Origin of the sequence: Streptomyces sp. cg35, assembly GCF_050410835.1 — a bacterium.
In the GTDB taxonomy this organism is placed as follows: Bacteria; Actinomycetota; Actinomycetes; order Streptomycetales; family Streptomycetaceae; genus Streptomyces.
On sequence record NZ_CP191268.1, the window covers coordinates 4,124,762 to 4,150,350 of the forward strand.

A 25,589-nucleotide genomic window follows, 5' to 3' on the forward strand; every position below is an offset into this window, starting at 1 on the left:
GCCTCAGTCGGACATCGCGACGAGCACGCGGCGGGTCCCGGTGAAGGGCCGGCGGCCGTGCGAGACCAGCATGTTGTCGATGAGCATCAGATCGCCGGTGCGCCAGTCGCAGTCGACAGCGGCGTCCAGGCCGCGGTCGCGGATCTGGAGGACGTACGCGTCGGGGATGGGCGTGCCGTCGGCGAACGTGACGGACTGCGGCAGTTCCTCCGGCGGCAGGATCTGGGCGAGGGCGGCGGCGGTGTCGTCGCCGAGGCCCGCCGGGTGCCACTGGTCGGACTGGTTGAACCACACCTCGGCGCCGGTCACCGGGTGCTGGGCGGTCGCGGGCCGTATCTGGCGCACGCGCAGCGAACCGTCCGGCTTCCACTCCCACTGGGCGCCGGTGGTGCCGAGGAAGGCCTCGACCTCGGCGCGGTCGGTGGTCTCGAAGGTGTCCTGCCAGCTCTTGCCGAGGCCGTAGCCGTCGTGGAGGTTCTGCTGGTAGCAGACGCCGTCCTTGAACGCCTCCCTGACCTCCGGGTCCAGGGACCGGAACCAGAGCGCGGAGTCCGTGACCGGGGTGGCGCCACCGGTCTCGGCGGCCTTCTGGCAGAAGAAGAGCAGCCGGGCCGGCCACGCGTGGGCGTACGACATCTCGTTGTGCATCGAGATGGTGAACTCCTGCGGGTACTCCGTCGAGGTGTAGACGTTCTTGCCGACCTTGGTGCGCGGCGAGTTGCCGTGGACGTAGGCGAGGCGGTTGGGCAGCAACTCGTCCATGACCGGGTCGAGTTCCTCCTGGGTGACGCCGAAGCCGCGGAAGATCAGCGCCTTCTCCTTGACGAGCTGGTCGTCGATGGTGGCGGTGTCCCCGATCACCTTGAGCAGCCCTGCGGCCGAGGCCTCGACCCCGGCGCTCTGCGGGGTGATGACCAGGGGGGTCCAGCTGGGGGTCGCGTTCATGGAGTGCGTTCTCCTTCTCGGTCTTCTGCTTGTGCTTCTGCTTGTGCTTCTGCTTGGGCTGTTTCTTGGTCGTGTGCGTCGTGTGCGTCGTGTGCGTCGTGTGCCGGGTCCTGGTCCTGGCGGGTCCGCAGTTCCTCGGCCGCGAGGAGCCGGGGGAGCGCGGAGGCCACGGCGACGAGCGCCAGGGCGCCCATCGCCGCGCCCAGGAGGACGGCGGTGCGGCCCGCCCCCAGGGAGTCGAGGAGCACTCCCCCGGCGAGGGCGCCCAGCGCGTTGGCGCCCGAACCGGCCAGCTGGAGCGCGCTGTTGACGCGCCCCTGGAGGGCGTCGGGGGTGGTGCGCACCTGGTGGACGCCGCCGGCCACGTTGACGGCGCCGCCCACCAGGCTCATCCCGGCGAGCAGCGCCCCGAGGAGCAGCGGCGACCGGGTCAGGGCCAGTGCGGGCACGAGCAGCGCCCACACCAGGAGCGCCCCGCGGATCAGTCCGACCAGGCCGATCCGGCGCATGCCCCAGCCGCCGCACAGGGCGCCGACGGCGCCGCCCGCCCCGCTGATCGCCGCGATCACCCCGACCGTCGCGGGGGAGAGCCCGTCCTCGTACAGGACGAAGGCGGGCAGCAGCGCGAGCGCCTGGAAGACGACGTTGCTGCCGGAGATCAGCAGCGTGATCCTGCGCAGGAAACGCCGCCGCCACAGCCAGCGCAGCCCTTCGGCGATCTCCGGGCCGAGCCTGCGCCGGGCCGCCGCCGGCCTGCTGCTGAACGGCTTTCTGATCAGCAGGACGGCGAGCAGCGACAGCACGTGCGCGACGCTCCCGAGCAGGAACGGCGACCACCGCGCCGCGGCGAACGCGGCGCTGCCGAGCGGTTGCCCGATCAGGCCCGCGGCCCGCCCCCGTGCCTCGTTCCCGGAGAGCGCGGCGGTCAGCTGCGCGGCCGGGACGACGTGCCGGACGCAGGCCCGTTCGGCGAGCCGGTAGCAGACCATCAGGGAGCCCTCGACGAAGGAGGCCGCGGCCAGGTGGGCGAGGTGGACGTGGCCTGCCGCGACCGCCGCCACCACGCTCGCCGTGGAGAGGACGCAGCCCGCGCTGCACACGAGCATCGTCAGCCGCCGGTTCCACCGGTCGACGAGCGCTCCCGCGGGCAACTGCACGATCAATTGCGGGAGCTGGGCGGCGAATCCGGCCACCGCCCCCGCTGCCGCCGATCCGGTGGACCAGATCAGCAGCAGCGGGTAGGCGACGGAGGTGGCGCGGGAGCCGAGCAGGGTGAGCCCGGCGCCGGACCACAGCATCAGGAAGTCGCGGTTGCGCCGCAGCGGGACCGGGCCGGCCCCCTTCGCGTGCGCGTCGGCGGGGGCCGTCCGGTCGTCGGTGACGCTCACTCTCCCGGTGCGGCCGGGCCGCCCGCTCGGCACCACTTCAGGACCGCCATCGCACTGTGCATCTTGTTCTCGGCCTGGTCGAAGGCGATGCTGTGCGGCCCGTCGAGCACCTCGGCGGTGACCTCGTCGCCGCGGTGCGCGGGCAGGTCGTGCAGGAACACCGCCTTGGGGCTCGCCTCCCACAGCCGCGCGCCGACCTGGAACGGCGCGAACACGTCGCGCCAGTGGGGTTCGGCCTTCGTGGTGCCCGTGGTCTGCCAGCGCGTGGTGTAGATCGCGTCGAAGCCGCCGGGCAGGTCCTCCATGTCGTGCCGTTCGCGCACGCTCGCCCCGCTGCGGGCGGCGTGCGCCCGGGCGCGGGCCAGGTAGGCCGGGTCGAGCCCGTAGCCGGGCGGGGTGCGCAGTTCCAGCTCGGTGCCGGGGAAGCGGCTGAGGGCGAGGGCGAGCGCGGACGCCGAGTTGTTGCCCTCCCCCACGTACAGGACGCGCAGCCCTTCCAGGCGGCCGAAGCGCAGGCTCAGGGTGGTGAGGTCGGTGAGGGCCTGCGTGGGGTGTTCGCCGGCGCTCATCGCGTTGACCACGGACATCCGCCGCTGGCTCGCCCAGGCCCGCATCTCCGCCTCGTCGCCCGCGGTACGGGCGACGAGGACGTCGAGCATCCGGGAGAGCACGGCGCCGGTGTCCTCGCTGGTCTCGCCGGTGTTGAGCTGGAGGTCGCCCGGACCGTAGGTGATCAGTGAGGCGCCCAGGCGCAGGGCGCCGCTGGAGAAGGCGGTACGGGTACGGGTGGACGTCTTGCTGAAGTAGATCCCGACGACCTGGTCCTGGAGAGGCCCGGCCGCGCGGTCCGCCCCGGTCCGCCCGGCCGCCTGGGCCGCCTGGTTGAAGGCGACGCCGTCGGCCACGAGGGTGCGCAGGTCGTCGTCGGTGAGGTCGTCGATGGAGATGAGGTGGCGTGTGCGGGGGTGGTGCACAGGGTCCTCCTGGGTGGGGGTGGCCGGTCGCGGGTGGCGTGTCTGGCTGCCGGATGCGGTCATACGCGCTCCTCGTCGGTGACGACGGGGCTGAGCAGCGGGTGGTCGGCGGGGGCGGCGGAACCGGTGCCCGCGGCCGCCCACTCGGCCATCAACTCGCCCTTGCCGAATGCCTCTTCGGCCCTGCCGAGGCGGGCGGTCAGATGCTTGACGACGCCCTTTCCGCTGTCGGAGTTGGTGAGGGCGACCAGGCCGACACCGCTGCCCAGGTGGGAGAGCGACAGGTTCCAGTACCCGGCGGGTTCGCCGCCGTGCCCGAACTCGGCGTCGCTGCCGGAGTCGTCGACGATGGTGCCGAGCCCGTAGAAGCTGCCCGGGTGGGTGGCGAGGAGTTCCTGGGCGACGGCGCGGGGCAGCAGGGCTCCGTCGTGGCCCAGGAGCGAGGCCCGCACCTGCCGGGCGAGCTTCGCGATGTCCCCGGCCGTCGTCCACAGTCCGGCGGCGGCGAGGTGGGCGCGCTCGCGCCAGCCCCCTTCCATGGCGACGCCCTTGACGTGGTGGCCGAGCGCCACCGGCCGTCCGGCCGTCCGCGGGAAGGTCTGGTCGAAGCTGCTGCCGGTCATGCCCAGCGGCGCGAGGACCAGGCGGTGCGCGAGGTCCTGGAACGCCTCACCGGTGACGTCCTCGAGGAGCTGCTGGAGGACCCAGTAGTGGGTGCTGGACTTGCGGAACGTGGAGCCGGGCACCAGCTGACGCCGCACCCGCGGCGTCGAGACGGCCCCGGTCCCCTCCAGCAGGTCCCTCAGCGTGGGCACTTCGCCGCCCGGCGCGAAGCCGACGCTGCGGTGCCGGGCGAGGCCGGCGGTGTGCCCGAGCAGATGCCGGAGCGTCACCGCGCCGGGCGCGGAGTCGAGCTCGTCGAGGTGCCAGGACGTCAGGTGCGTGTCGATGGGGTCGTCCAGGGCGATACGTCCTTCGGCCACGAGCCGCAGCGTCGCGAACGCCGTGACGTGCTTGCTGATCGAGCCGACCTGGAACAGGGTGTCCGGGGTGACCGGCTGCTCGCCGTCCACCGACAGGACGCCGGCCGCGTGGGTGCGCACCGATCCGTCGGCGCCGAGCAGGGCCAGGCTCACGCCGGGCACCTGGTGCTCGGCCATGAGGGACTCCAGGTCGTCGAGGGCAACCGTCTCCTGGGTCCTGGTCTCCTTCCCGAGCAGCGCCGCGACCTGCGCGAGCGGCCCGTCGGCGAGGCGTCCGGCGTCGCCGCCCGCGGCCCGCTCGAGGAGCGAGGCGAGCAGTTCGGCCGGGACCTCGACCTGTGCGGGCGCCGCGGCGGCGGCCTCGGCGGCCTTCTCGGCGGCGGCAGCGGCGGCGGCGGCAGCAACGTCTTCGTCGATCGCCGCGGCGAGGTCGACGAGCGTGCCGTGCTGGTACATCCGCCACACCGAGACCGCGAGGCCCTCGCGGCGGGCCGCCGCGAGCACCTGGATCATCAGGATCGAGTGTCCGCCCAGCTCGAAGAACTCGTCGTGCACGCCGATCTCGTCGACACCGAGCACCTCGGACCAGATCTTGGCGAGCATCCGCTCCGTGTCGGTGCGCGGCGCCACGAAGTCGCGGCCGGAGCGCATCGCCGAGCGGTCGGGGGCGGCGAGGGCCTTGCGGTCGACCTTGCCGTTGGCGTTGAGCGGGATGGCCTCCAGGGTGACGAACGCCGAGGGCACCATGTACTCGGGAAGCAGCGCGGCACAGTCGTCGGCGAGGGCCGAGGCGTCCGGGAGCCGCTGTCCTTCGGCGGGCACGAGGTGGGCGACGAGGCGCTTGTCGCCGGGGGTCGGCTCGTGGACCGCGACGACCGCGTCCCGGACGGCCGGGTGGGCCGCCAGCACGGCCTGCACCTCGCCGAGTTCGACGCGGTAGCCGCGGATCTTCACCTGGTCGTCGAGGCGGCCGAGGAACTCGATGTTCCCGTCCGCGAGCAGCCGTACCCGGTCGCCGGTGCGGTAGAGCCGCGCGCCCGCGGGCCCGTACGGGTCGGGCACGAAACGCTCGGCCGTCAGGTCGGGGCGACCCGCGTACCCGCGCGCCACACCCGTGCCGCCGACGTACAGCTCGCCGAGGACGCCGGCCGGCACCGGCCGCATCGCCGCGTCGAGGACGTACGTCGTCATGTTCGGCAGCGCCCGCCCGATGGGGACGACGTCGAGGGCGACGTGGTCCGTGACGGGATGGACGGTCGAGCCGACGGACGCCTCGGTCGGGCCGTACTCGTTGATCATGCGGCCGGAGCCGAGCACTTCGAGCGAGCGGTTCGCGGTGCTGCCCGGCAGGGCCTCGCCCGCGACGACGTAGACCCGGCTCAGCCGGTCGACCTGCTCGGTGGTGAGCTGCTCGGTGAGGATGTCGAGGTGGCCCGGGGTCAGCTTGATGAAGCTGTACGGGCCGCCGTCGAGCAGCGCGGCCGGCAGGTCGGCGGGCAGCGTGTCCTGCGCCACGATGTGCACGGTCTGACCGGTGACGAGCGGTCCCCACAGGTTGGGGACGACCAGGTCGAAGGCGACCGAGGAGAACAGCGGCGCGCCGCCCGTGCCCCGCGCGGCGAGCTCGTCCGCCGCCCAGGCCACATGGTTGGCGAGGCCCCGGTGCGGGACCTGGACGCCCTTGGGCCGCCCGGTGGAGCCGGAGGTGAAGATGACGTAGGCGAGCCGCTCCGGGTCGTCGACGCGGGCCACGGCCCCGAACTCGCCTCTGTTGTCGGCGAGTTCGGCGACGTCCAGGACCGGCACGGTGCCGGGGAAGCGGTCCGCGCGGTCCTCCTGCGTCACGGCGAGCGTGGCGGCCGCGCTGTCGCACATGGCGGCGATGCGCTCGGCCGGGTACGACGGGTCGATCGGCACATAGGCGCCGCCCGCCTTCCACACCGCGAGCAGGGTGGCGAGCAGGTCCGGGCCGCGGTCGAGCAGCACGCCGACCGTGGACTCGGCGCCGACGCCCGCCGCGCGCAGCCGGTACGCGAACCGCGTGGCCCTGGCGTCGAGTTCGGCGTACGAGACGGTGGCGTCGCCGTGCCGTACGGCGGGGGCGTCGGGAGTGCGGGCGGCCCGTTCCTCGAAGCGCTGCAGGACGGTGAGGTCCGGGAAGTCCCGGGCGGTGTCGTTCTGGGCGAGCAGCCACTCCTGTTCCGCTGCGGGCAGGTGGGTGTCCTGGGCGCTGCCCCGCGGGTCTGCGGCCATGGACTCCAGGACCTGCCGGTACAGGGCGGTCAGACGCTCGCCCTGCGCGCGGGCCAGGGCGTGGGTGTGGGTGGTCAGCAGCAGGTGCCCGGAGACGGCGGAGACCGCGAGCGCGAACTCGGTGCCGCCCTCGCCGCCGCTGGCCCCGGCGTCGACGAGCTTGTCGTCGACGTGGTCGAAGTCCTGGTAGCTGAACCGGACCCGGAGCAGGCGTCCGGTGCCCGCGTCCCGCTGGATGACGGGCATCGGGAAGCGCCGGCGGTCCCAGACCTCGGCCTCGCGGGCGAAGACCTGGCGCACCAGGTCCGTCCAGGTGCCCGCGGTGCGGTCGAAGGCGAACGGCAGGGTGTTGAGGTACATGCCGTAGACGCGTTCCGCGCCGGGTGACTCGGGGCGGGCGCTGCACACCAGGCCGCTGAAGAAGCCGTCCTCCTCGGTGAGGGTGCTCATCACCTTCAGGTGCGCGGCGAGCAGCACGCTCTTGAACGACACCTGCGCCTGGGTGGCGAGGGCGCGCAGCCGCGGCTCCAGGTCGTGCACGGGCACGGCGAGCCGGTACTTCTCGGCCGGCTCCGCGGTGTCGCCGGCCCAGCCGGCGGGCAGGGCGAACGGTGCGTACCGGCCGATGACGTCCTGCCAGTACTGCCGGTCGTCCGCCGAGTCCAGGGAGGCCAGTTCGGCCGCGATGAAGTCGGCGTAGCGCACGGGCGGTGCCTCGACGGGCGCCGGGGCGCGGCCCTCGCGCAGGGCGCGGTAGACGTCGAGGAGTTCCATCAGGAGGGCACGGTGGCTCCAGCCCTCGGTGATGGCGTGGGAGACGGTGACGACGAGGCGCCAGGAGTCGTCGGCCTCCACCTGTGCGGTCATGCGCAGCAGGGGCGCGGCCGCGAGGTCGAGACCCCGGGTCCGCTCCTCGCCCATGATGTCCCGCACGCGCAGTTCGCGGGCACCGTCGGACAGCCGGCGCAGGTCCTCGACCGCCAGCGGGATCCGGGCCGTCGGGTGGACGATCTGGAGCGGCGCGGTGAAGGCGTCCAGGTCGAAGGAGGTGCGCAGCATCTCGTGCCGCCCGGTGACCACGTCGAGGGCGCCGCGCAGGGCGTCCGCGTCGAACGGGGTGCCGTCGGTGATGCGGAACGACGCGACGTTGAGATAGACCCGCTTCTCGTCGTCGGCCAGCATCTCCACGAGCATCCCGAGCTGGACCTGCGACATCGGGTACGCGTCCACGACGCCCTCGGGCAGGCGCGCGCGGTCCTCGTCGGCGAGCAGCGCGAACGGCTCGACCGGCGGGGCGGTCTCGGCCGGCGCCGGGCGCCCGGTGAGGAACTCGCTCAGCTCGGCGACCGTGCGGTACTCGAAGACCTCCCGCACGCCGACGTCGAACCCGGCCGCGCGCAGGGCGCCCACCAGGGCGACCGCGCGGATGGAGTGCCCGCCCAGGTCGAAGAAGCCGTCCAGGACGCCGACCCGCTCCAGGCCGAGGACCTGCGCCCAGATCGCGGCGACCTGTGCCTCGGTGATGGTGCGGGGCGCGACGTGGGGCGTACCGCTCGCGAGGTCGGTGTCGTCCGGCGAGGGCAGGGCGCGCCTGTCGGTCTTGCCGTTGGCGTTGAGGGGGATCTCGTCGAGGGCGATGTAGGTCGCCGGGATCATGTAGTCGGGCAGCCGGGCGGCCGTGTGCTCGGCGAGCTCCGCCACGGACGTGTCCGCGCCGGACGGGACGTAGTACGCGACGAGCTGGATGTCGCCGGTCGTCGTCTCGTGCGGGACGACGACCGCCTCGCGCACCGCCGGGTGCTCGGCGACGACGGTCTGGATCTCGCCGGGTTCGATGCGATAGCCACGGATCTTCACCTGGTCGTCGAGGCGGCCGAGGAACTCCACGGCGCCGTCGGGGCGGGTACGGGCGAGGTCGCCGGTGCGATACAGGCGCGCGCCCGCGGGCCCGTACGGGTCGGGCACGAAACGCTCGGCCGTCAGGTCGGGGCGGCCCGCGTACCCGCGCGCCACACCGGTGCCGCCGACGTACAGCTCACCCGGTACACCCACCGCGACCTGGTCGAGCCGCGCGTCCAGGACGTACATGGTCATGTTCGGCAGCGGCCGCCCGATCGGCATGACCTCGCCGGACTCGCCGGACGGCACGGGGAAGACACAGGTGCCGACGGAGGCCTCGGTCGGCCCGTACTCGTTGACGAGATCGGTGTCCGGGGCCAGCGCCCGCCACCGCTCCACGGTCGTACGGGTGAGGGCCTCACCGGCGATCACCAGCACCGGCGCGAGCGCGGCGGCCTCCTCCGGTGTCAGCTGCGAGGCAAGCACGTCGACGTGCCCCGGCGTCAGCTTGATGAAGCTGAACGGGCCGGCGGCCACCAGCTCCCGCGCCAGGTCGGCGGTGTCGGTGTCCTGCGCGATGGTGTGCACCCGCTGTCCCGTGACGAGCGGCGCCCACAGGTTGGGGACGACCAGGTCGAAGGCGACCGACGAGAACAGCGGCGCGCCGGTCGTGCCACGGGAGGCCAGGTCCCGGGCGGCCCAGGCGACATGGTTGGCCAGGCCGCGATGTGTCACCGCGACGCCCTTCGGCCGGCCCGTCGAGCCCGACGTGAAGATGACATAGGCGAGGGTGTCGGTGTCGTCCGTGCGCTCGATGCGCGTCGCGGGGCGGGTGGCGACCGCCGACTCGTCCCGGTCCAGGGCCAGTACGCCGATGCCGTCGCCGAAGCGGTCGGTGTAGGCGGAGTGCGTGAGGGCCGTGGCCGCGCCCGCGCTGTCCAGCATGGAGGCGATGCGCTCGGCCGGGTACGACGGATCGATCGGCACGTACGCCGCGCCCGCCTTCCACACGCCCAGCAGGCTCGCGACCAGGTCCGGGCCGCGGTCGAGGAGCACACCGGTGACGGCACCGGGGCCCACGCCCGAGGCACGCAGGTGATGGGCGATCCGGTTGGCGCGGGCGTCGAGTTCCGCGTACGTCCATGTCGTCGAGCCGAGTGACACGGCGGGCGCGTCCGGTGTGCGGGCGGCCTGCTCCTCGAAGCGGGCGCACGCGGTCGCGTCACCGAAGTCGGCGCTCTCGCCCGTGCCCTGCTGACGGAGCACCTTCCGTGTCGCGTCCGGGAGGTACGAGGCCCGGGCGTCGCCGTCCGGGTCCGTGGCCATCGCCACGAGGACCTCGCGCAGCGTGCCCGCGAGGCGCTCCAGCGCCTGCGCGGAGACGTGCTTGCGGCCGCCCGTCAGGAAGAGGTGGCCCAGGCGGGCCGAGACGCCGAGCGGGAACTCGGTGGGGCTGTCGTCGATGCTCGCCAGGTAGTCGACCTGTGCGCGGTCGACCTGGTCGAAGTCGTGGTAGCTGAAGCGCACGGAGACCAGACGCTGACCGGCCGCGCCGGATTCGGCCTCCCGCTGGATGTCGGGCATCGGGTAGCCGCGGTGCGGCCACAGCTCGACCTCGCGCTCGAAGACCTGTCGCACGAGGTCGCGCCAGGTGTCCGGGGCGCCGTCGAAGGCGAACGGCAGCGTGTTGAGGTGCATGCCGTACAGGCCGTCGGCGCCGAGGGCCTCGGGACGGGCGTTGCACACCAGGCCGGTGAAGAAGCGCTCGTCGCCGGTGACCGTGCTCAGCACCTTCAGGTGGGCGGCGTGCAGGACGCTCTTGAGGGACACCCCGGCCGTGGACGCCAGGGCGCGGAGCCCGTCCTCCAGGTCGTGGAAGGGGACCTTGACGCGGTGCGGGGCGCCCGCGACGCCGTCGCCGGCCCAGGCCTCGGGGAGCGCGAACGGCGCATGGCCCTCGATGATGCCGGTCCAGTAGGCGCGGTCGTCGCCGGTCTCGCGCGAGGCGACCTCGGCGGCGATGAAGTCCGCGAACCGCACGGCGGGCGCGGCCGGGGCGTCCACCGGCTGCCCGTCGCGGGCCCGGTGGTAGCCCTCGACGATCTCCATCAGGAGGGAGTGGTGGCTCCAGCCGTCGAGGATCGCGTGGCACTCGGTGATCGTCAGCCACCAGCTGCCGTCGTCGCAGGCGGTGCCGTACAGACGCAGCTGGGGTGCGCTGTCCAGCGGGATCAGCCGCGAGCGCTCCTCCTCGGTGAAGGCGCGCAGCGCGTCCCGCACCGCCTCGTCGTCCAGGCCGCGCAGATCGCGTGCCTGCACCGGCAGTTCGACGTTCTCGTGCACCAACTGCATCGGTACGGCATAGGAGTTGAGGTCGAAGGAGGTGCGCAGTACCTCGTGCCGGGCGACGGCCGAGGCGACCGACGCGCGCAGCGCCTCGACGTCGAAGGAGCGGCTGTCGGGGATCCGGAAGGAGGTGACGTTGTGGTACGGGTGGCGGGCGCTGTCGCTGAGCATCTCGACGACCATGCCGAGCTGGACCTGCGACATGGGGTAGGCGTCGGCGAGGCCCTCGGGCAGCCGGGCCCGGTCCTCGTCGGTGACGAGCGCGAAGGGGCGCACGCCGTGCGTCGCGGTGACCGGCGCCCGGTCGGCGAGCTGCTCGCACAGCAGGGCCACGGTGCGGTGCTCGAACAGGTCGCGGACGCTGACGTCGAGCCCGGCCTCCCGCAGCCGGCCCGCCAGGTTGATGGCGCGCAGCGAATGCCCGCCGAGGTCGAAGAAGCTGTCGTGGACGCCGACCTCGGCGACACCGAGGACCTCGCCCCAGATCGCGGCGGTGCGCTGCTCCAGATCGGTGCGCGGTGCGGTGTACTCGGCTCCGGCGACGCGCGCGGCGGGCGCGGGCAGGGCCTTGGTGTCGAGCTTGCCGTTGACGGTCAGCGGGAGCGCGCCGAGGGTGACGAACGTCGCCGGGATCATGTACTCGGGCAGGTCGCGGGCGAGCGCGGCGCGCAGGCCGGCGGTGTCCGCGGCGGCGGCGCCGTCGGCGGGGACCACGTAGGCGACGAGCTGCTTGTCGCCCGGGGTGTCCTCCCTGACCAGGACGACGGCGTCGCGCACGCCGTCCTGCCCGGTGAGCGCGGCGTTGATCTCGCCGAGCTCGATACGGAAGCCGCGGATCTTGACCTGGGCGTCGTTGCGGCCGAGGAACTCCAGGCTGCCGTCGGCCAGGCGCCGCGCGACGTCGCCGCTGCGGTAGAGGCGGTCGCCCGGCGCACCGAACTCGTCCGGCACGAACCGTTCGGCGGTCAGCGCGGGGCGGCCCAGATAGCCGCGGGCGACCCCGCGGCCCGCGACGTGGATCTCGCCGGGCACCCCGATCGGCGCCAGGTTGCCGTGCGCGTCGAGGATGCGGACGGCGAGGTCGTCGAGGGGCACGCCGACGGGGCTGACGGAACCCTGCGCCAGGTCGTCCTCGTCGAGGACGTAGTACGTGACGTGCACGGTGGTCTCCGTGATGCCGTACATGTTGACGAGCGTCGGGGCGCTCAGGCCCAGCCGGGCGGCCCACGGCCGCAGATCGGCGACCTCCAGCTTCTCGCCGCCGAACACCACGGTGCGCAGGGCCAGTGCGTCGACGCGCGGGTCGCCCTCGCGGGCGGCGGTGACCAGGGCGCGGAACGCGGACGGCGTCTGGTTGAGCACGGTCACCCGCTGCTCGACCAGCAGGTCGAGGAAGGCGGACGGGTCGCGCGACACCTCCTTCGGCACGACGACGAGGCGGCCGCCGTGCAGCAGCGCGCCCCACATCTCCCACACGGAGAAGTCGAAGGCGTAGGAGTGGAACAGCGTCCACACGTCGTCGGTGCGGAACTCCGTCTGCCGTGCGGTGACCGTGAACAGGCGGTGCACATTGGCGTGGGTGAGGCCGACCCCCTTGGGGCGGCCCGTGGAGCCCGAGGTGTAGATGACGTAGATCAGGCTGTCGGCGTCGGTGCGCGCGGCCGGGTCACCGGCCGGCTCGGCGGCGAGGGCGGCGCGGCCCTCCGCCGTGTCGAGGACGAGGAGCGGCCCGTCGTGCAGGCCGGACAGCAGCTCCGCGTGGGCGCGCTCGGTCACCACGACCGGGGCGCCGGCGTCGTCGAGCATGTAGCCGATGCGGTCGGCGGGCTGCGAGGGGTCGAGCGGCAGATAGGCGCCGCCCGCCTTGAGCACGCCGAGCAGGGCCGGCATCAGGTCGGTGCCGCGCTCCAGGCAGACGCCGACCAGGGTCTCCTGGCCGACGCCGAGGCCGATGAGGTGGTGGGCGACGCGGTTGGCGCGCTCGTTGAGCTCGGCGTACGTGAGTTCCTCGCCGGCGACGTGCACGGCGACGGCGTCCGGGGTGCGGGCCGCCTGCTCCTCGAAGGCCCGGTGCACGGTCCGTGTCACCTCGCCGGTGACGGCCGCGCCCTGGGTGAGCAGCCGGACCTCGTCCGCGCCGAGGAAGGAGAGCCGGTCGAGGTCGGCGTCCGGGTCGGCGGTCGCCGCGTCGAGCAGCCGGACCAGGTGTCCGGTCAGCCGCTCGGCGGTGGAGCGGTCGAACAGCTCGACGGCGTACTCCAGGTGGCCGTGCAGGGTGCCGTCGGCGTCCTGGCGCAGCTGGAGGTCGAGGTCGTACTTGGCGGCGTTGCCCTCGGCGTGGAACGGCTCGGCGACGACGCCCGGGAGGGCGAAGGAGCCGGTCCGCTCGCCGTGCATGGTCAGGGCGACGTCGAAGAGGGGGTTGCGGGACAGGTCGCGCTCGGGCTGCACGGCGTCGATCAGCCGGGCGAACGGCACGCCCTGGTGGTCGAAGGCACCGAGGACGGTGTCCTTGGTGGCGGCGACGAGCTCCCCGAAGGAGGTGCCGCTGTCCCATCTGCCGCGCAGCGCCAGGGTGTTGATGCCGTAGCCGAGCATGCCCTGCAGCTCGGGGCGGCCGCGGCCGGACACCACGGTGCCCACGGTGACATCGGCGGAGCCGGTGTGGCGGGCCAGCAGGCTCTGGAACGCGGCGAGCACGACCATGAACGGAGTGGCGGCCCGCTCCCGGGCGAACGTGGCCAGACGGTCGGCGAGTTCGGCGGGTACGGAGAAGGCGACCGTGTCACCCGTGGCGTCCCGGACACTCTTGCGCGGCCGGTCCGTGGGCAGCTCGATCGGGGTGAGACCCGCGAGCTCGCCCTTCCAGTGGTCGAGGTGCCGCTCCAGGGTGGCGCCGGACATCTCGGCGCGCTGCCAGGCCGCGAAGTCGGCGTACTGGACGGCGACCTCGGGCAGGTCGGGCTCCTCGCCGCGGGCGAGGGCGGTGTACAGGGCGCTGAGTTCGCGGCCGACGACCTCGGTGGACCAGGCGTCGCAGGCGATGTGATGGAAGACGACGGCGAGCACGTGCTCCTCGTCGTCGAGCCGGACGAGGCGGGCCCGCACCGGCAGGTCGCGCTCCAGGTCGAACGGTACGAACAGCTCGTCGGTGACGATCGCCCGGACGCGCTCCTCGCGCCGGCCACGGGGCAGTGGCGTGAGGTCCTCGACGGGCAGGGTGACCCGCTCGCGGGCGGAGACGATCTGCACCGGCTCCTCGCCGTGCAGGGCGTAGCGGGTGCGCAGGATCTCGTGCCGGTCGGTGAGCCGCTGCCAGGCGCCGGCCAGGGCGGTGGCGTCCAGGGGCCCGGTCAGCCGGACGAGGAGCGGGACGAGGTACTGGGTGCTGTCGGGGTCGAGGCGGTTGAGGAACCACATCTGCTCCTGCCCGTACGACAGGCGCAGCGGAGCGGTCCGGTCCGCCTTGGGTATCCCTGTTCTGCGCCCGCGGCGTCGCCCGGCGAGCCGCTGCTCGACGAGCTTGTCGCGCGCGGCGTCCGTGTCCGTGCCCGGGGGCGTGGTGGCACCGGTGCTCATGCTGTGAACTCCTTCACCGGCGCGAGGCCGTTGATCGCTTGGCTGGGCAGGGCGGACGGGGCGGCGAGGCCGGACGGCTCGTCGAGACCGGCGGGCCGTCCGGAGAACCCGGACGGATCATCGGGATCCACCAGGTCCTCGGGGTCGGAGGGATCGGCCAGGCCGGACGGGTCCTCGGATTCCGACGGGTCGTCGAGGTCCTCCGGGCCCGAGGGCACGGGCAGTTCCTCCTCGTCGAGGCCCGCTTCGATCTCCGCGCGGACGGCGTCCTCCACGGCGACGGCGAGCTGGGCGACCGTCGGGCCCTCGAACACGGCGCGCACCGTGAAGTCGATGTCGAACTCCTCCTGGATGCGCGAGATCAGGCGGATGGCGAGGATCGAGTTGCCACCGGAGTGGAAGAAGCTGTCCGTCACGCCGGGCTCGACCGAGAGAAGCTCGGTCCAGATCTCCGCGATGCGCTCCTCGGTGGGTGTGCGCGGGGCGATCCGGCCGGCCGGGGCCGCCGCGTCGGAGGCGTCCGGCGAGGGCAGGGCGCGCCTGTCGGTCTTGCCGTTGGCGTTGAGGGGGATCTCGGCCAGCGGGACGTAGTGGTCGGGGTGCATGTAGGGGGGCAGCCGGGCGGCGCAGTGCGCGGTGAGGTCCTCGGCCGGGGTCACGTCCGCGTCCTCGCGCGGGACGTAGTAGGCGACGAGCTGCTGGTCGCCAGCCGGCGTTTGACGCGCCACCACGACCGCTTCACGAACCGCCGGGTGCTCGGCGACGACGGTCTGGATCTCGCCGGGTTCGATGCGATAGCCACGGATCTTCACCTGGTCGTCGAGGCGGCCGAGGAACTCCACGGCGCCGTCGGGGCGGGTACGGGCGAGGTCGCCGGTGCGATACAGGCGCGCGCCCGCGGGCCCGTACGGGTCGGGCACGAAACGCTCGGCCGTCAGGTCGGGGCGACCCGCGTACCCGCGCGCCACACCCGTGCCGCCGACGTACAGCTCGCCCGGCACGCCGATGGGCGCGAGCGCGAGCCGGGCGTCGAGGACGTACATGGTCATGTTCGGCAGCGGCCGCCCGATCGGCATGACCTCACCGGACTCGCCGGACGGCACGGGGAAGACACAGGTGCCGACGGAGGCCTCGGTCGGCCCGTACTCGTTGACGAGATCGGTGTCCGGGGCCAGTGCCCGCCACCGCTCGACCGTCGTACGGGTGAGGGCCTCGCCCGCGACCACCAGCACCGGCGCGAGGTGCGCGGCCTCGTCGGCGGTCAGCCGGGCCGCCAGTACTTCCAGGTGTCCGGGCGTCAGTTTGATGAAGCTGAACGGGCCGGCGGCCACCAGCTCCCGCGCCAGGTCGGCGGTGTCGGTGTCCTGCGCGATGGTGTGCACCCGCTGTCCCGTGACGAGCGGCGCCCACAGGTTGGGGACGACCAGGTCGAAGGCGACCGACGAGAACAGCGGCGCGCCGCGGGTGCCACGGGAGGCCAGGTCCCGGGCGGCCCAGGCGACATGGTTGGCCAGGCCGCGATGTGTCACCGCGACGCCCTTCGGCCGGCCCGTCGAGCCCGACGTGAAGATGACGTACGCCAGGGCGTCGCCGTCGTCCGTGCGCGGCAGCGCGGTCCGCGGCCGGGCATCGATCGCGGACCCGTGCAGGTCCACCAGGACCAGGTCGACGCCGTCACCGAAGCGGTCGGCGTAGGCGGAGTGCGTGAGGGCCGTGGCCGCGCCCGCACTGTCCAGCATGGAGGCGATGCGCTCGGCCGGGTACGACGGATCGATCGGCACGTACGCCGCGCCCGCCTTCCAGACACCGAGGAGGCTCGCGACCAGGTTCGGGCCGCGGTCGAGGAGGACGCCGACGACGGCACCGGGGCCCACGCCCGAGGCACGCAGGTGATGGGCGATCTGGTTGGCGCGGGCGTCCAGCTGGGCGTACGTGACGACGTCACCGGCGAAGCCGATCGCGGGCGCCTCCGGTGTCCGGGCGGCCTGCTCCTCGAAGCGGGCGCACACGGTCGCGTCACCGAAGTCGGCGGCGCTCGCGTTCCACTCCGTACGGATCAGGCGCTGTTCCGCGTCGGACAGCAGCGGCACCTCGGCCAGGCGCGCCGACGGGTCGACGGTGACCTCCTCGAGGAGGCGGATGAACTGCTCCCGCACCCGCACCACGGTCGCCTCGTCGAAGAGCGAGACCGCGTACTCGAGGACGCCCTCCAGGGAGCCGTCCGCCGAGCGCCCGATGAAGACCGACAGGTCCGTCTTGGCGACCGTCCACGCCTCGGCGAAGGCGCGCAGGTCCGCGGCGTCGGTGGCGATGCTGGTGACGCCCTCGCTGTGCATGTCGAAGGCGACCTGGTACAGCGGGGTGCGCGACAGGTCGCGCTCCGGCTGCACCTCGTCGACCAGGCGGTCGAAGGGCAGTTCCTGGTGGGCGAAGGCGGCGGTCGCCGCGGCCCGCACCCGGCCCAGCGCCTCCTCGAAGCTCAGCTCGGCGCCCAGACCGCAGCGCACGACGAGGGAGTTGAGGAAGAAGCCGACCGTGCCGGACAGCTCCTGACGGGTGCGGCCCGCGACCGGCGTGCCGACGGGCACGTCCCAGCGCCCGGTCTGGCGCGCCAGGACCGTCGCGAACGCGGTGAGCAGGGTCATGAACGGGGTGGCGGCGTTGCGGCGGCTCAACTCCTCGACCGCGGCGGCGAGTTCCGGCTCGACGCGGACCGGCACGACCGCGCCGCGCGGGTCGCGCTCGGCGGGCCGGGGACGGTCGGCGGGCAGGTCCAGCGGGGCGATGCCGTCGAGGGCGGCGCTCCAGTGGGCCAGCTCGCCCGCGACGAACTCCTCGGTCTGGCGCCCCGCCTGCCAGGCCGCGTAATCCGCGTACTGCACCGCGACGGGCGGGAGTTGGGGCTCGCGGCCCTCGCGGGCGGCGGCGCACAGCTCCTGCAGCTCGCGCTCCAGGACGACCGTGGACCAGCCGTCGCAGGCGATGTGGTGCAGGGTGACGAGCAGGACGTGGTCCTCGCCGGGGATCCGGGCGAGCAGGGCCCGCCACAGCGGCCCGGTGGCCAGGTCGAAGCCCCGCGCGAACTGCTCCTCGAAGCGCTCGGCGAGCTGCTCGCGCCCGGTGTCGACGACCCGGAGTTCCACCGGGTGCGCGGCACCGATCACCTGGCGCGGTTCGCCGCCCTCGTCGGCGTACCGGGTGCGCAGTGCCTCGTGGCGGCCGCCGAGCGCGGTCAGCGCGGACCCGAGCTCGTCCGGCGTGGTCGCGGCGGGCAGCCGCAGGATCAGCGGGGCGACCCACTCGCGGCTGCCGGGGTTCATCCGGTCCAGGAACCACAGCCTGCGCTGCCCCGACGACAGCGGCAGCCGGCCCGCGCGGTCGACCGCCGGGATCGGGGCGCTGTCGCCGTCCTGCGCGCCCAGCAGCTCGGCCTGCGCCGCCACCGTGGTGGCGCTGAACAGGCCGCGCATCGACAGGGTGACACCGGTGGCGCGCAGCCGGGCCGCGAGCCGGGTGAGCTGGAGGGAGGTGCCGCCCAGGGCGAAGAAGTCGTCGGTGGCGCTGATCTTCTCGCGGCCGAGCAGGGTCGCCCACACCTCGGCGACCTTCTCCTCGGCGGCGTTGCGCGGGGCGACGTAGGCGCCCTGTCCGGTGAGGTCGTCGCCCTCCTCCAGGGCGGCGGCCAGGGCCTTGCGGTCGATCTTGCCGTTCGGCGTCAGCGGCAGCTCGTCGAACGTGCGGAACAGGGACGGGACATGGCTGTCGGGCAGCCGGGTGCGCAGGAACCTGCGCAGGTCGCTCGGGGTCAGCTCGCCGCGCGTGGTGACCGCGGCGCCGATGCGGTGCTCTTCGCCGTCCGGGCGGAACGCGACGACGGCCGCGCCGATGACCTCGGGGTGGGAGGTGAGCTGGGCCTCGATCTCGCCGGGCTCGATGCGCACGCCGTTGACCTTGAGCTGTCCGTCGGCGCGGCCCTGGTACTCCAGGAGGCCGGCCGCGTTCCAGCGGACCAGGTCGCCGGTGCGGTACAGGCGGGCGCCGGGCGGACCGTAGGGGTCGGGCACGAAGCGCTCCGCCGTGAGGTCGGGGCGGCCCGCGTAGCCCCGGGCGACGCCCGCGCCGCCCGCGTACAGCTCGCCGGTGACGCCCTTGGGCGCGAGGCTGCCATCCGCGGCGAGGACGAGCACCCGCATCCCGGTCAGCGGCCGGCCGATCGGCACGGGGCCCGCCGTCTGCGCCGGGTCGGCACGATGGGCGGTGACGTCGATCGAGCACTCGGTGGGGCCGTACGTGTTCCAGACCTCCACGGCAAGGCCGGTCAACGCCCGCACCCGCTGGACCAGTTCGGCGTGCAGCGGCTCGCCCGCCGAGCAGAGCAGGCGCAGCGCGCCGCAGCCCTCCCACGACGGTTCCTCGACCAGGAGGCGCAGTACGGACGGCACCACCTGGAGGACGGTGACACCGCCGGCGGCGACGGCCGTCAGCAGGGCGGCGGCGTCCTTCTCGGTGCCGTCCGGCGCGATGACGACGCTCGCCCCGCTGACCAGCGGCGCGAAGATCTCCCAGCCCGCCGCGTCGAAGCCGACGGACGTCTTGAACAGGACCCGGTCACCGGCGGCGATGCGCTGTGCGCGCACGGCCCAGGCGATACGGCCCGCGATGCCCTCGTGGGTGATCTGGACGCCCTTGGGCGCCCCCGTGGAGCCGGACGTGAAGATGGTGTACGCGAGCGAGGACGGGTCGACCGTGACCGTGTCGGCCGGGCCGGCCTCGGCCCCTTCGTCGGCGGCGGACAGTTCCTCGGTGGTCACCGCGCGCGGGCCGTCCTCCCCGAGCGGCCCGCGCAGCGCGCCGGTGGTGACCACGAGGTCGGCACCGGCCTGGGTGATCAGGGATCTGAGACGTTCGTGCGGGTGGCCGACGTCGAGCGGCAGATAGGCCGCCCCCGCCTGCCACACCCCGAGGAGGGCGGCGATCAGCTCGGCGCCCCGGGGCAGGCACACCCCGACCAGGGAACCCGGGCCCACGCCCTGCGAGCGCAGGAAGCGCGCCGTGCGCTCGGCGGCGCGGGCCAGGTCCCGGTAGGTCAGCGTGCGTGGGCCGTCCAGAACGGCAGCCGCGTCGGGCGTGCGGTCCGCCTGCGCGGTGAAGAGCGCGGGCAGGGTGGGCGGGACAGTTCCGCTCAGGGGTTCCCCCGGCAACTGTGCGGCGTTCAACAGGTGCTCCTTCAATGACCTGACGTACTGGACGGTGCGTGGACATGCCGTTCAGGCGACGGGGGTTCAGGCAGCGGCGCCCTCCATGCGGCGGCGCAGGCTCAGCGGACGCATGTCGGTCCACACCTCGTTGATGCGGGCCAGGCACTCCTCGCGGGTGCCCTCGGTGCCCTCGGCGGTCCACCCCGCGGGCAGTTCACGGTCGGCGGGCCAGATCGAGTACTGCTCCTCGGCGTTCAGGACGACGCGCTGGGCGGGGGTGGCGGACTGGCTGGACATGGTTCTCCTCGGAGACGTACGGAAGGGATGACGGAAGGGGGCCGGGTCAGGACAGGAAGTCCGTGACCTCCACGCCGATGCCGAGCTCGCGGGCGCCGGCCTGCACGTCGACGGCGAGGGCCAGGTCGAGGACGCCGAGGCCGAACGGCGAGTAGACGGTGACCTTGTCCGGGTCGGGCGTGAACGCGACCGTGCCGTTGATGAGCTGGCCGATCGACGCGTCGATGAAGGCGCGGCCGCCGGTGATCTGCTCGGTCAGGTGCAGCGACGTGCGCTCGCGGCACACGTGGTCCGCGTCGTCGACGATGTTGTGCGCGCCGTTGATGGAGAGCGGGTCGATGTCCCGCAGCGAGATGTGCAGGACCACGGTGCCGGGCTCGGCGGCCGTGAGGTCCGCGTGCGGCTCGCCCGCGTTCGTGGCGAACGAGACGAGCCGCTGGGCGGCCAGGGCGTCGTCGAGGCTGTCGGCGAGCTGGATCGTGGCGTCCGGCAGGATCTCCTTGCAGGCGCGGGCGAACTCCTCGGCACGGGCCCGCGAGGTGTCGTGGACCGTCACCTCGCCGAGCGTGTCGATCGCGGCCTTCAGATAGCGCAGGATCTCCAGGTTGATGACGCCGCAGCCGATGAGGGAGACGCCCTTCGGACGGCGCCCCTCGGTGAGCATGTCGGCGGCGAGGGCCGCGCTGGCCGCGGTCCGCGCGGCCGAGATCAAAGACGCTTCGAGCAGCGCCTCGGGGTGTCCGGTGCGCAGCGAATTGAGCACCATCACGGCACTGGCGCGCGGGATTCCGGAGTGAATGTTCGCGGGGAACGAGGAAATCCACTTGAGTCCCGCGGCCGGGCTCTCGCCGCCGCGATAGGACGGGAGTCCGATGATGCGGTTCGCGGGCTGGTCGGGAAAGCGCAGGAAGATGGAGTGCGGAACGGCGGTGGCGCCCCGGTCGTGCAGTGCATAGGTCTGCCTGACCAGTTCTATGTGTTCCTTCTCCCTTCCGCTGAGCATCTTCTCTACGTCTGCCTTGCGCAGTACGAGCATCGGGCGTTTCAGTCCTTCCACAGATGCGACACTTCACCGAAGTGTTCGTGCACCCAGTCGTCGGAATAGACGGTGTTGAGATAGCGGTCGCCGCCGTCGGGGAATATCAGCGCGCTGACCGAACCGGCCGGAATGCGCGGCAGCATCCGCTCCGCCGCGGCGAGTGTCGCCCCGGACGAACCGCCGGCCAGGATCGCCTCGCGGGCCACCAGGCGGCGGCAGGCCACCACACAGTCGAGGTCGGAGACATGCACCACCTCGTCGGCCGCGGACGGGTCCATCAGGGCCGGCACGACGGAGGCGCCGTGGCCGGGGATGAGCCGCCGGGTGGGCAGCTGGCCGAAGATGGCGCTGCCCTGCGCGTCGACCGCCACGACCTTGGTGCGCAGCCCCTCCTTGCGGAGGTGGTCCGCGCAGCCGCGCAGCGTGCCGAAGGTGCTGACCGAGCAGAAGAGGTAGTCGAGCCGCCCGTCGAGCGCCTCCACGATCTCCCGCATCGTCCGCTCGTGCGCCTGCGGATTGGACAGGTTCGCGTACTGGTCGGGCGAGTACGCGTGCGGGATGCTCGCCACGAGCTCGCGCACCCTGCGCAGCCGCACCGGCAGGAACTCGCCGGTCGCCGGATCCCGCTTGTCGACCACCTCGACCTCGGCCCCGTAGGCCCGCATGATGGCCAGGTTCTGCTCCGTGGTCTTGGCGTCGACCACACAGATGAACCGCAGATCGAAGTACCGGCAGATCTGCGCGAGGCCGACCGCCAGATTTCCTGAGCTCGATTCCACGACCACCGAACGCCCCGGCGTTATCTTGCCGGTGCGCAGCGCCTCGAGAAGCATGTTGAGGCCGCTTCGGTCCTTGATGCTGCCACCTGGGTTGAACCGCTCGATCTTGGCAAAGAATTGTGAGTGCTCCCCGGGGAACACTCTCTCCAGTTTCACCAGAGGCGTCTTGCCGATCGTCCCCAGAATCCCCGAATCAAATGTTTTCGGCATGGATTCCCTTCCACCTGTTAGGCGTGCAGTGGAGACACTAGTTCGCCTTTGGAGGAGGTAACGGGTTCAGCGCTGGCAGGCAGATGCAGCCGCAGCATCCTGACACCGAGATCCTGCGACAGCGCTCTGTCCGGTGACCAAGACTGGGGCCATTCAGAAATCCCGGAGTGCTCGCATTCTCAGATTCAGGTGGAGTCGTGACGGAACCTCAACTCGCACCCCCGCGGCGGTACGCGCCGTACGACCGGGCCGGCGGCTTCGACCGGGCCCTGGGCCATCCCGCCCGCAGGGACCTGCCGTTCTTCGCGGCCCGGCTGCGCGAACTCGACGCCGCGGAGGCGTTCCCCGCGGAAGCGGTGCGCAGGCTCGACGCGCTGGACCTGCCCGCGCACTACGTCCCCGCCCGGCACGGCGGCGCCCTGCACAGCTATGAGGATCTGCTCCAGCTGGTGCGGGTGGTGGCCCGGCGCGATCTGACCGTGGCGATCGCGCACACCAAGACGTATCTGGGCGCGGTGAGCACCTGGGTGGGCGGATCGGCCGACCAGGCGGCGGAGTTGGGGGCGCGGGTCGCGTCCGGTGCCGTCGTCTCCTGGGGCCTGACCGAGCGGGCTCATGGCAGTGATCTGCTCTCCGGCGAGCTGACCGCGACCCCCGTGGACGGCGGGTACCGGCTCGACGGCGAGAAGTGGCTCATCAACAACGCCACCCGCAGCGACCTGGTCTGCGTCCTCGCCAGGACCTCCCCGGCGGGCGGCACCCGCGGCTACAGCCTGCTCCTCGCCGACAAGTCCCAGCTGGAAGAGGGCAGTTACACCTGTCTTCCGGCGGCGAGGACGCACGGCATCCGCGGCGCCGACATCAGCGGCATCGCCTTCGACGGCGCCGTCGTGCCCGCCTCCGCGCTGATCGGCGAGGAGGGCGAGGGCATCGAGACCGTCCTGCGCAGCCTGCAGATCACCCGCACGATCTGCGCGGCGCTCTCGCTCGGCGCCGGCGACCGGGCGCTGCGCATCGCCACCGAATTCGGCCTGGAGCACCGGCTGTACGGCAAGCGGCTGATCGATCTGCCGCAGGCGCACCGCGCCCTCACCGAGGCCTACGCCGATCTGCTCGCCATGGAGGCCGTCACCCTGGTCGCCTCGCGGGGTGTGCACACCCTCACCGAGGAGATGAGCGTCTCGTCGGCCGCGGTGAAGTACCTGGTGCCGACCACCGCGGACGAACTGATCTCCGCGATGGGCCAGTTCCTCGGCGCCCGCTCCTTCCTCAGCGAGGAGTTCGCGCACGGCCTCTTTCCCAAGCTGGAGCGCGACCACCGGATCGTCGGCATCTTCGACGGCAACACGCTGGTCAACCTGAACGCCCTGATCAACCAGTTCGCCGCCCTCGCCCGCGGCTACCGGGCCGGACGCACCGACACCGAGGGCCTGGCCGCCGCGGCCGCGCTCGACGCGGACATACCGGCCTTCGACCCGGCCCGGCTGGTGCTGACCTCGCGCACCGGCAACAGCGTCGCGGCGTCCCTGCCCCGGAGCCTGGTGGAACTGCGGGAGCTCACGGCCGCGGGCGAGGCCCCCGAGAGCCTCCTGGCCGTCGCCGAGCACCTCCTGCGGATCAGCGACACCACGCACGAGCAGATGGCCGCCCACCGGCCGAGCCCGCGCGAGGTGCCCGCCGCGGCCTTCGACCTGGCGCACCGCTACACCCTGTGTTCCGCCGCGGCGGCCTGCGTCCAGGTGTGGCTGCGCAACCGGAACACCGTCACCGCCGGCACCACCGCGACCGCCGGCCTGTGGCGGGACGGCCTGTGGCTGGAGGCCTGCCTCAGCCGCCTCGCCGAGCGGCTGACGTCCGGCACGCTGCCCGAGGACGGCACCGACGGCTCCGCGGTGCTCGACCGGCTGATGCCGCTGCTCGTCGACCAGTACGAGAGCGGCGAGATGTTCTCCCTGCTGCCCTTCCCGCTCGCCGAGTCGGAGACCGGCACCGCGACCGGGCCCGCCGGCTCCCCCGCCCAGGAGGCGTCATGACCGAGCAGAACGCCGTTCCCGGCGGCCCCGACGTCCTGGAAAGAGCGCTCGGCGACGCCCACGACCCGGACAACCCGCTGGGGTACGCCGCCGTCCTCGCCGCCGACGAGCGCGCCGAGATCCTGCCGGCCGGTGAAGCCGCCCTGGACGCCTACGGGTTCAACGCGGAGTACGTGCCCCGGCGGCACGGCGGACGTCTCGGCCGGATCGACCGCCTGATGCGCATGATGCGTACGGTCTCCCGCCGCGACCCCACCCTGGCCCTCGGCTACGGCTTCACCAACTACATCTCCGGCTCCGCCATGTGGACGGCGGGCAGCGACGTCCAGCAGAAGCGGATGGCGCAGATCCTGCTGGCCGGCGGCAAGACCGCGGCGGGCTACAACGAACTGCCCCACGGCAACGACTTCACCCGCACCGACCTCACCGCCACCTTGACCGCCGACGGCAGCCGGTACCTGGTCAACGGCCGCAAGCAGATCGTCAACAACCTGGGCCGGGCCGACGCCGTGGTGCTGCTCGCCCGCACCGGCGCGGGCCCCGGCAACCGCAGCCACTCCCACCTGTGGGTGGACCTCACGGACGCCCCCGCCGACCAGCTCCGCAGGGACTACCGCTTTCCCACGGTCGGACTGCGCGGATGTCTCATCGGCGGCGCCGACTTCACCGACCTCGCCGTCCCCGCCGACGCGCCCGTCGGTCCGGTCGGCAGCGCGATGGAGACCGTCCTGCGCGCCTTCCAGACCACCCGCGCCGTGCTCCCCGGCATGATGGTCGGCACCGCCGACACCCAGCTGCGCACGGTGACCCGCTTCGCCCTCGACCGTGCCCTGTACGGCCGCCGGGTCGCCGACCTGCCGCACGCCAGGGCCACCCTGGTCGGCGCCTTCCTGGACCTGCTCGCGGCCGACTGCATGTCGACCGTGGCGTGCCGCGCCCTGCACGTCCTGCCCGGCCAGACCAGCGTCGTCACCGCGGTCAACAAGTACGTGGTGCCCAAGGTCCTGCACAGGACGTCGCACACCCTGGGCACCCTGCTCGGCGCGAACTCGTACTGGCGCGACGGCCGTTACGGCATCTTCCAGAAGTTCTTCCGCGATCTGCCCGCCATCACCTTCGCGCACGCCAACGCCGCCGTCTGCCAGGCCACGACGCTGCCCCAGCTGCCCCGGCTCGCCGCCGCCAGCTGGGGCACGGCCGAGCTGCCGCCGGCCGCGCTCTTCGACCTGTCCGCGCCGCTCGACGACATCGACTACCAGGCCCTCGAACTCACCTCACGCGGCGCCGACCAGCTCACCGCCCTGCTCCACAGCCCCGCCGCCGTCGCGGCGCTGCCCCCGGCCGCCGCCCGGATCACCGCGCTGCTCGCGGACGACCTCGCCGACCTCGGCCGGCGCTGCCGGGCCCTGCCGCCGAGCGAGCACTCGGTGGTCGCGGGCCGCTCCGGCTTCGCGCTGGCCGACCGGTACGCGCATCTGTCGATGGCCGCCGCGTGCATCGGCGTATGGCGGCACAACCAGCACAGCGTCGACGCGTTCCTGCGCGACGACGCCTGGCTGACCGGCGCCCTCGCCCGGATCGCCGCGCGCCTGGGCCACGACGTGGGCGCCCTGCCCGACGCGGTGGAACACCGGCTGTTCGCCGAACTGACCGCGAGGGAGGAACAGCGTGCGGGCTACGACCTCGACCGTTCGCGGCTGGCGCGGGCCTGACCGCGCCCCCGCGT

Annotated in this window: 10 protein-coding genes; 2 read left to right on the forward strand and 8 right to left on the reverse strand. The window is 73.2% G+C overall.

Features of this window, described 5'->3' with window-relative positions:
• Window positions 1-3 precede the first annotated feature (3 nt).
• The 8 genes from ACQUQD_RS18715 to sbnA form a co-directional block, all read right to left on the reverse strand.
• Window positions 4-945 (reverse strand): TauD/TfdA family dioxygenase, encoded by a 942-nt coding sequence (locus ACQUQD_RS18715; protein ID WP_428953248.1) that lies wholly within the window; start codon window positions 943-945, stop codon window positions 4-6.
• Entirely contained in the window at window positions 942-2,333 is a 1,392-nt protein-coding gene (locus ACQUQD_RS18720; protein WP_428953249.1) for an MFS transporter, read from the reverse strand. The genes ACQUQD_RS18715 and ACQUQD_RS18720 overlap by 4 nt, the downstream gene beginning before the upstream one ends.
• The gene (locus ACQUQD_RS18725) at window positions 2,330-3,370 is read right to left on the reverse strand and encodes an ornithine carbamoyltransferase (protein ID WP_428953250.1); all 1,041 of its coding nucleotides are present in this window, start codon (window positions 3,368-3,370) and stop codon (window positions 2,330-2,332) included. Before ACQUQD_RS18725 ends, ACQUQD_RS18720 begins: the two co-directional genes overlap by 4 nt.
• Complete coding sequence (locus ACQUQD_RS18730) at window positions 3,367-14,307, reverse strand: amino acid adenylation domain-containing protein (protein WP_428953251.1); 10,941 nt, start codon at window positions 14,305-14,307, stop codon at window positions 3,367-3,369. The genes ACQUQD_RS18725 and ACQUQD_RS18730 overlap by 4 nt, the downstream gene beginning before the upstream one ends.
• On the reverse strand, window positions 14,304-19,523 hold the full coding sequence (locus ACQUQD_RS18735) for an amino acid adenylation domain-containing protein (protein WP_428953252.1): 5,220 nt from the start codon (window positions 19,521-19,523) through the stop codon (window positions 14,304-14,306). Before ACQUQD_RS18735 ends, ACQUQD_RS18730 begins: the two co-directional genes overlap by 4 nt.
• A gap of 66 nt (window positions 19,524-19,589) precedes the next feature.
• Window positions 19,590-19,802 (reverse strand): MbtH family protein, encoded by a 213-nt coding sequence (locus ACQUQD_RS18740; RefSeq protein WP_428953253.1) that lies wholly within the window; start codon window positions 19,800-19,802, stop codon window positions 19,590-19,592.
• Window positions 19,803-19,848: 46 nt separating this feature from the next.
• On the reverse strand, window positions 19,849-20,838 hold the full coding sequence (sbnB, locus tag ACQUQD_RS18745) for a 2,3-diaminopropionate biosynthesis protein SbnB (RefSeq protein WP_428953254.1): 990 nt from the start codon (window positions 20,836-20,838) through the stop codon (window positions 19,849-19,851).
• Window positions 20,839-20,846: 8 nt separating this feature from the next.
• A complete protein-coding gene (gene sbnA / locus ACQUQD_RS18750; protein ID WP_428953255.1) occupies window positions 20,847-21,830 on the reverse strand; it encodes a 2,3-diaminopropionate biosynthesis protein SbnA in 984 nt (327 codons plus the stop codon).
• Between the two features lie 197 nt (window positions 21,831-22,027).
• On the opposite strand from sbnA, the gene ACQUQD_RS18755 reads away from it, so the two are divergent.
• Complete coding sequence (locus tag ACQUQD_RS18755; protein WP_428953256.1) at window positions 22,028-23,863, forward strand: acyl-CoA dehydrogenase family protein; 1,836 nt, start codon at window positions 22,028-22,030, stop codon at window positions 23,861-23,863.
• Window positions 23,860-25,575, forward strand: coding sequence for an acyl-CoA dehydrogenase (locus ACQUQD_RS18760; RefSeq protein ID WP_428953257.1), 1,716 nt, complete (start codon window positions 23,860-23,862; stop codon window positions 25,573-25,575). The genes ACQUQD_RS18755 and ACQUQD_RS18760 overlap by 4 nt, the downstream gene beginning before the upstream one ends.
• Window positions 25,576-25,589 lie beyond the last annotated feature (14 nt).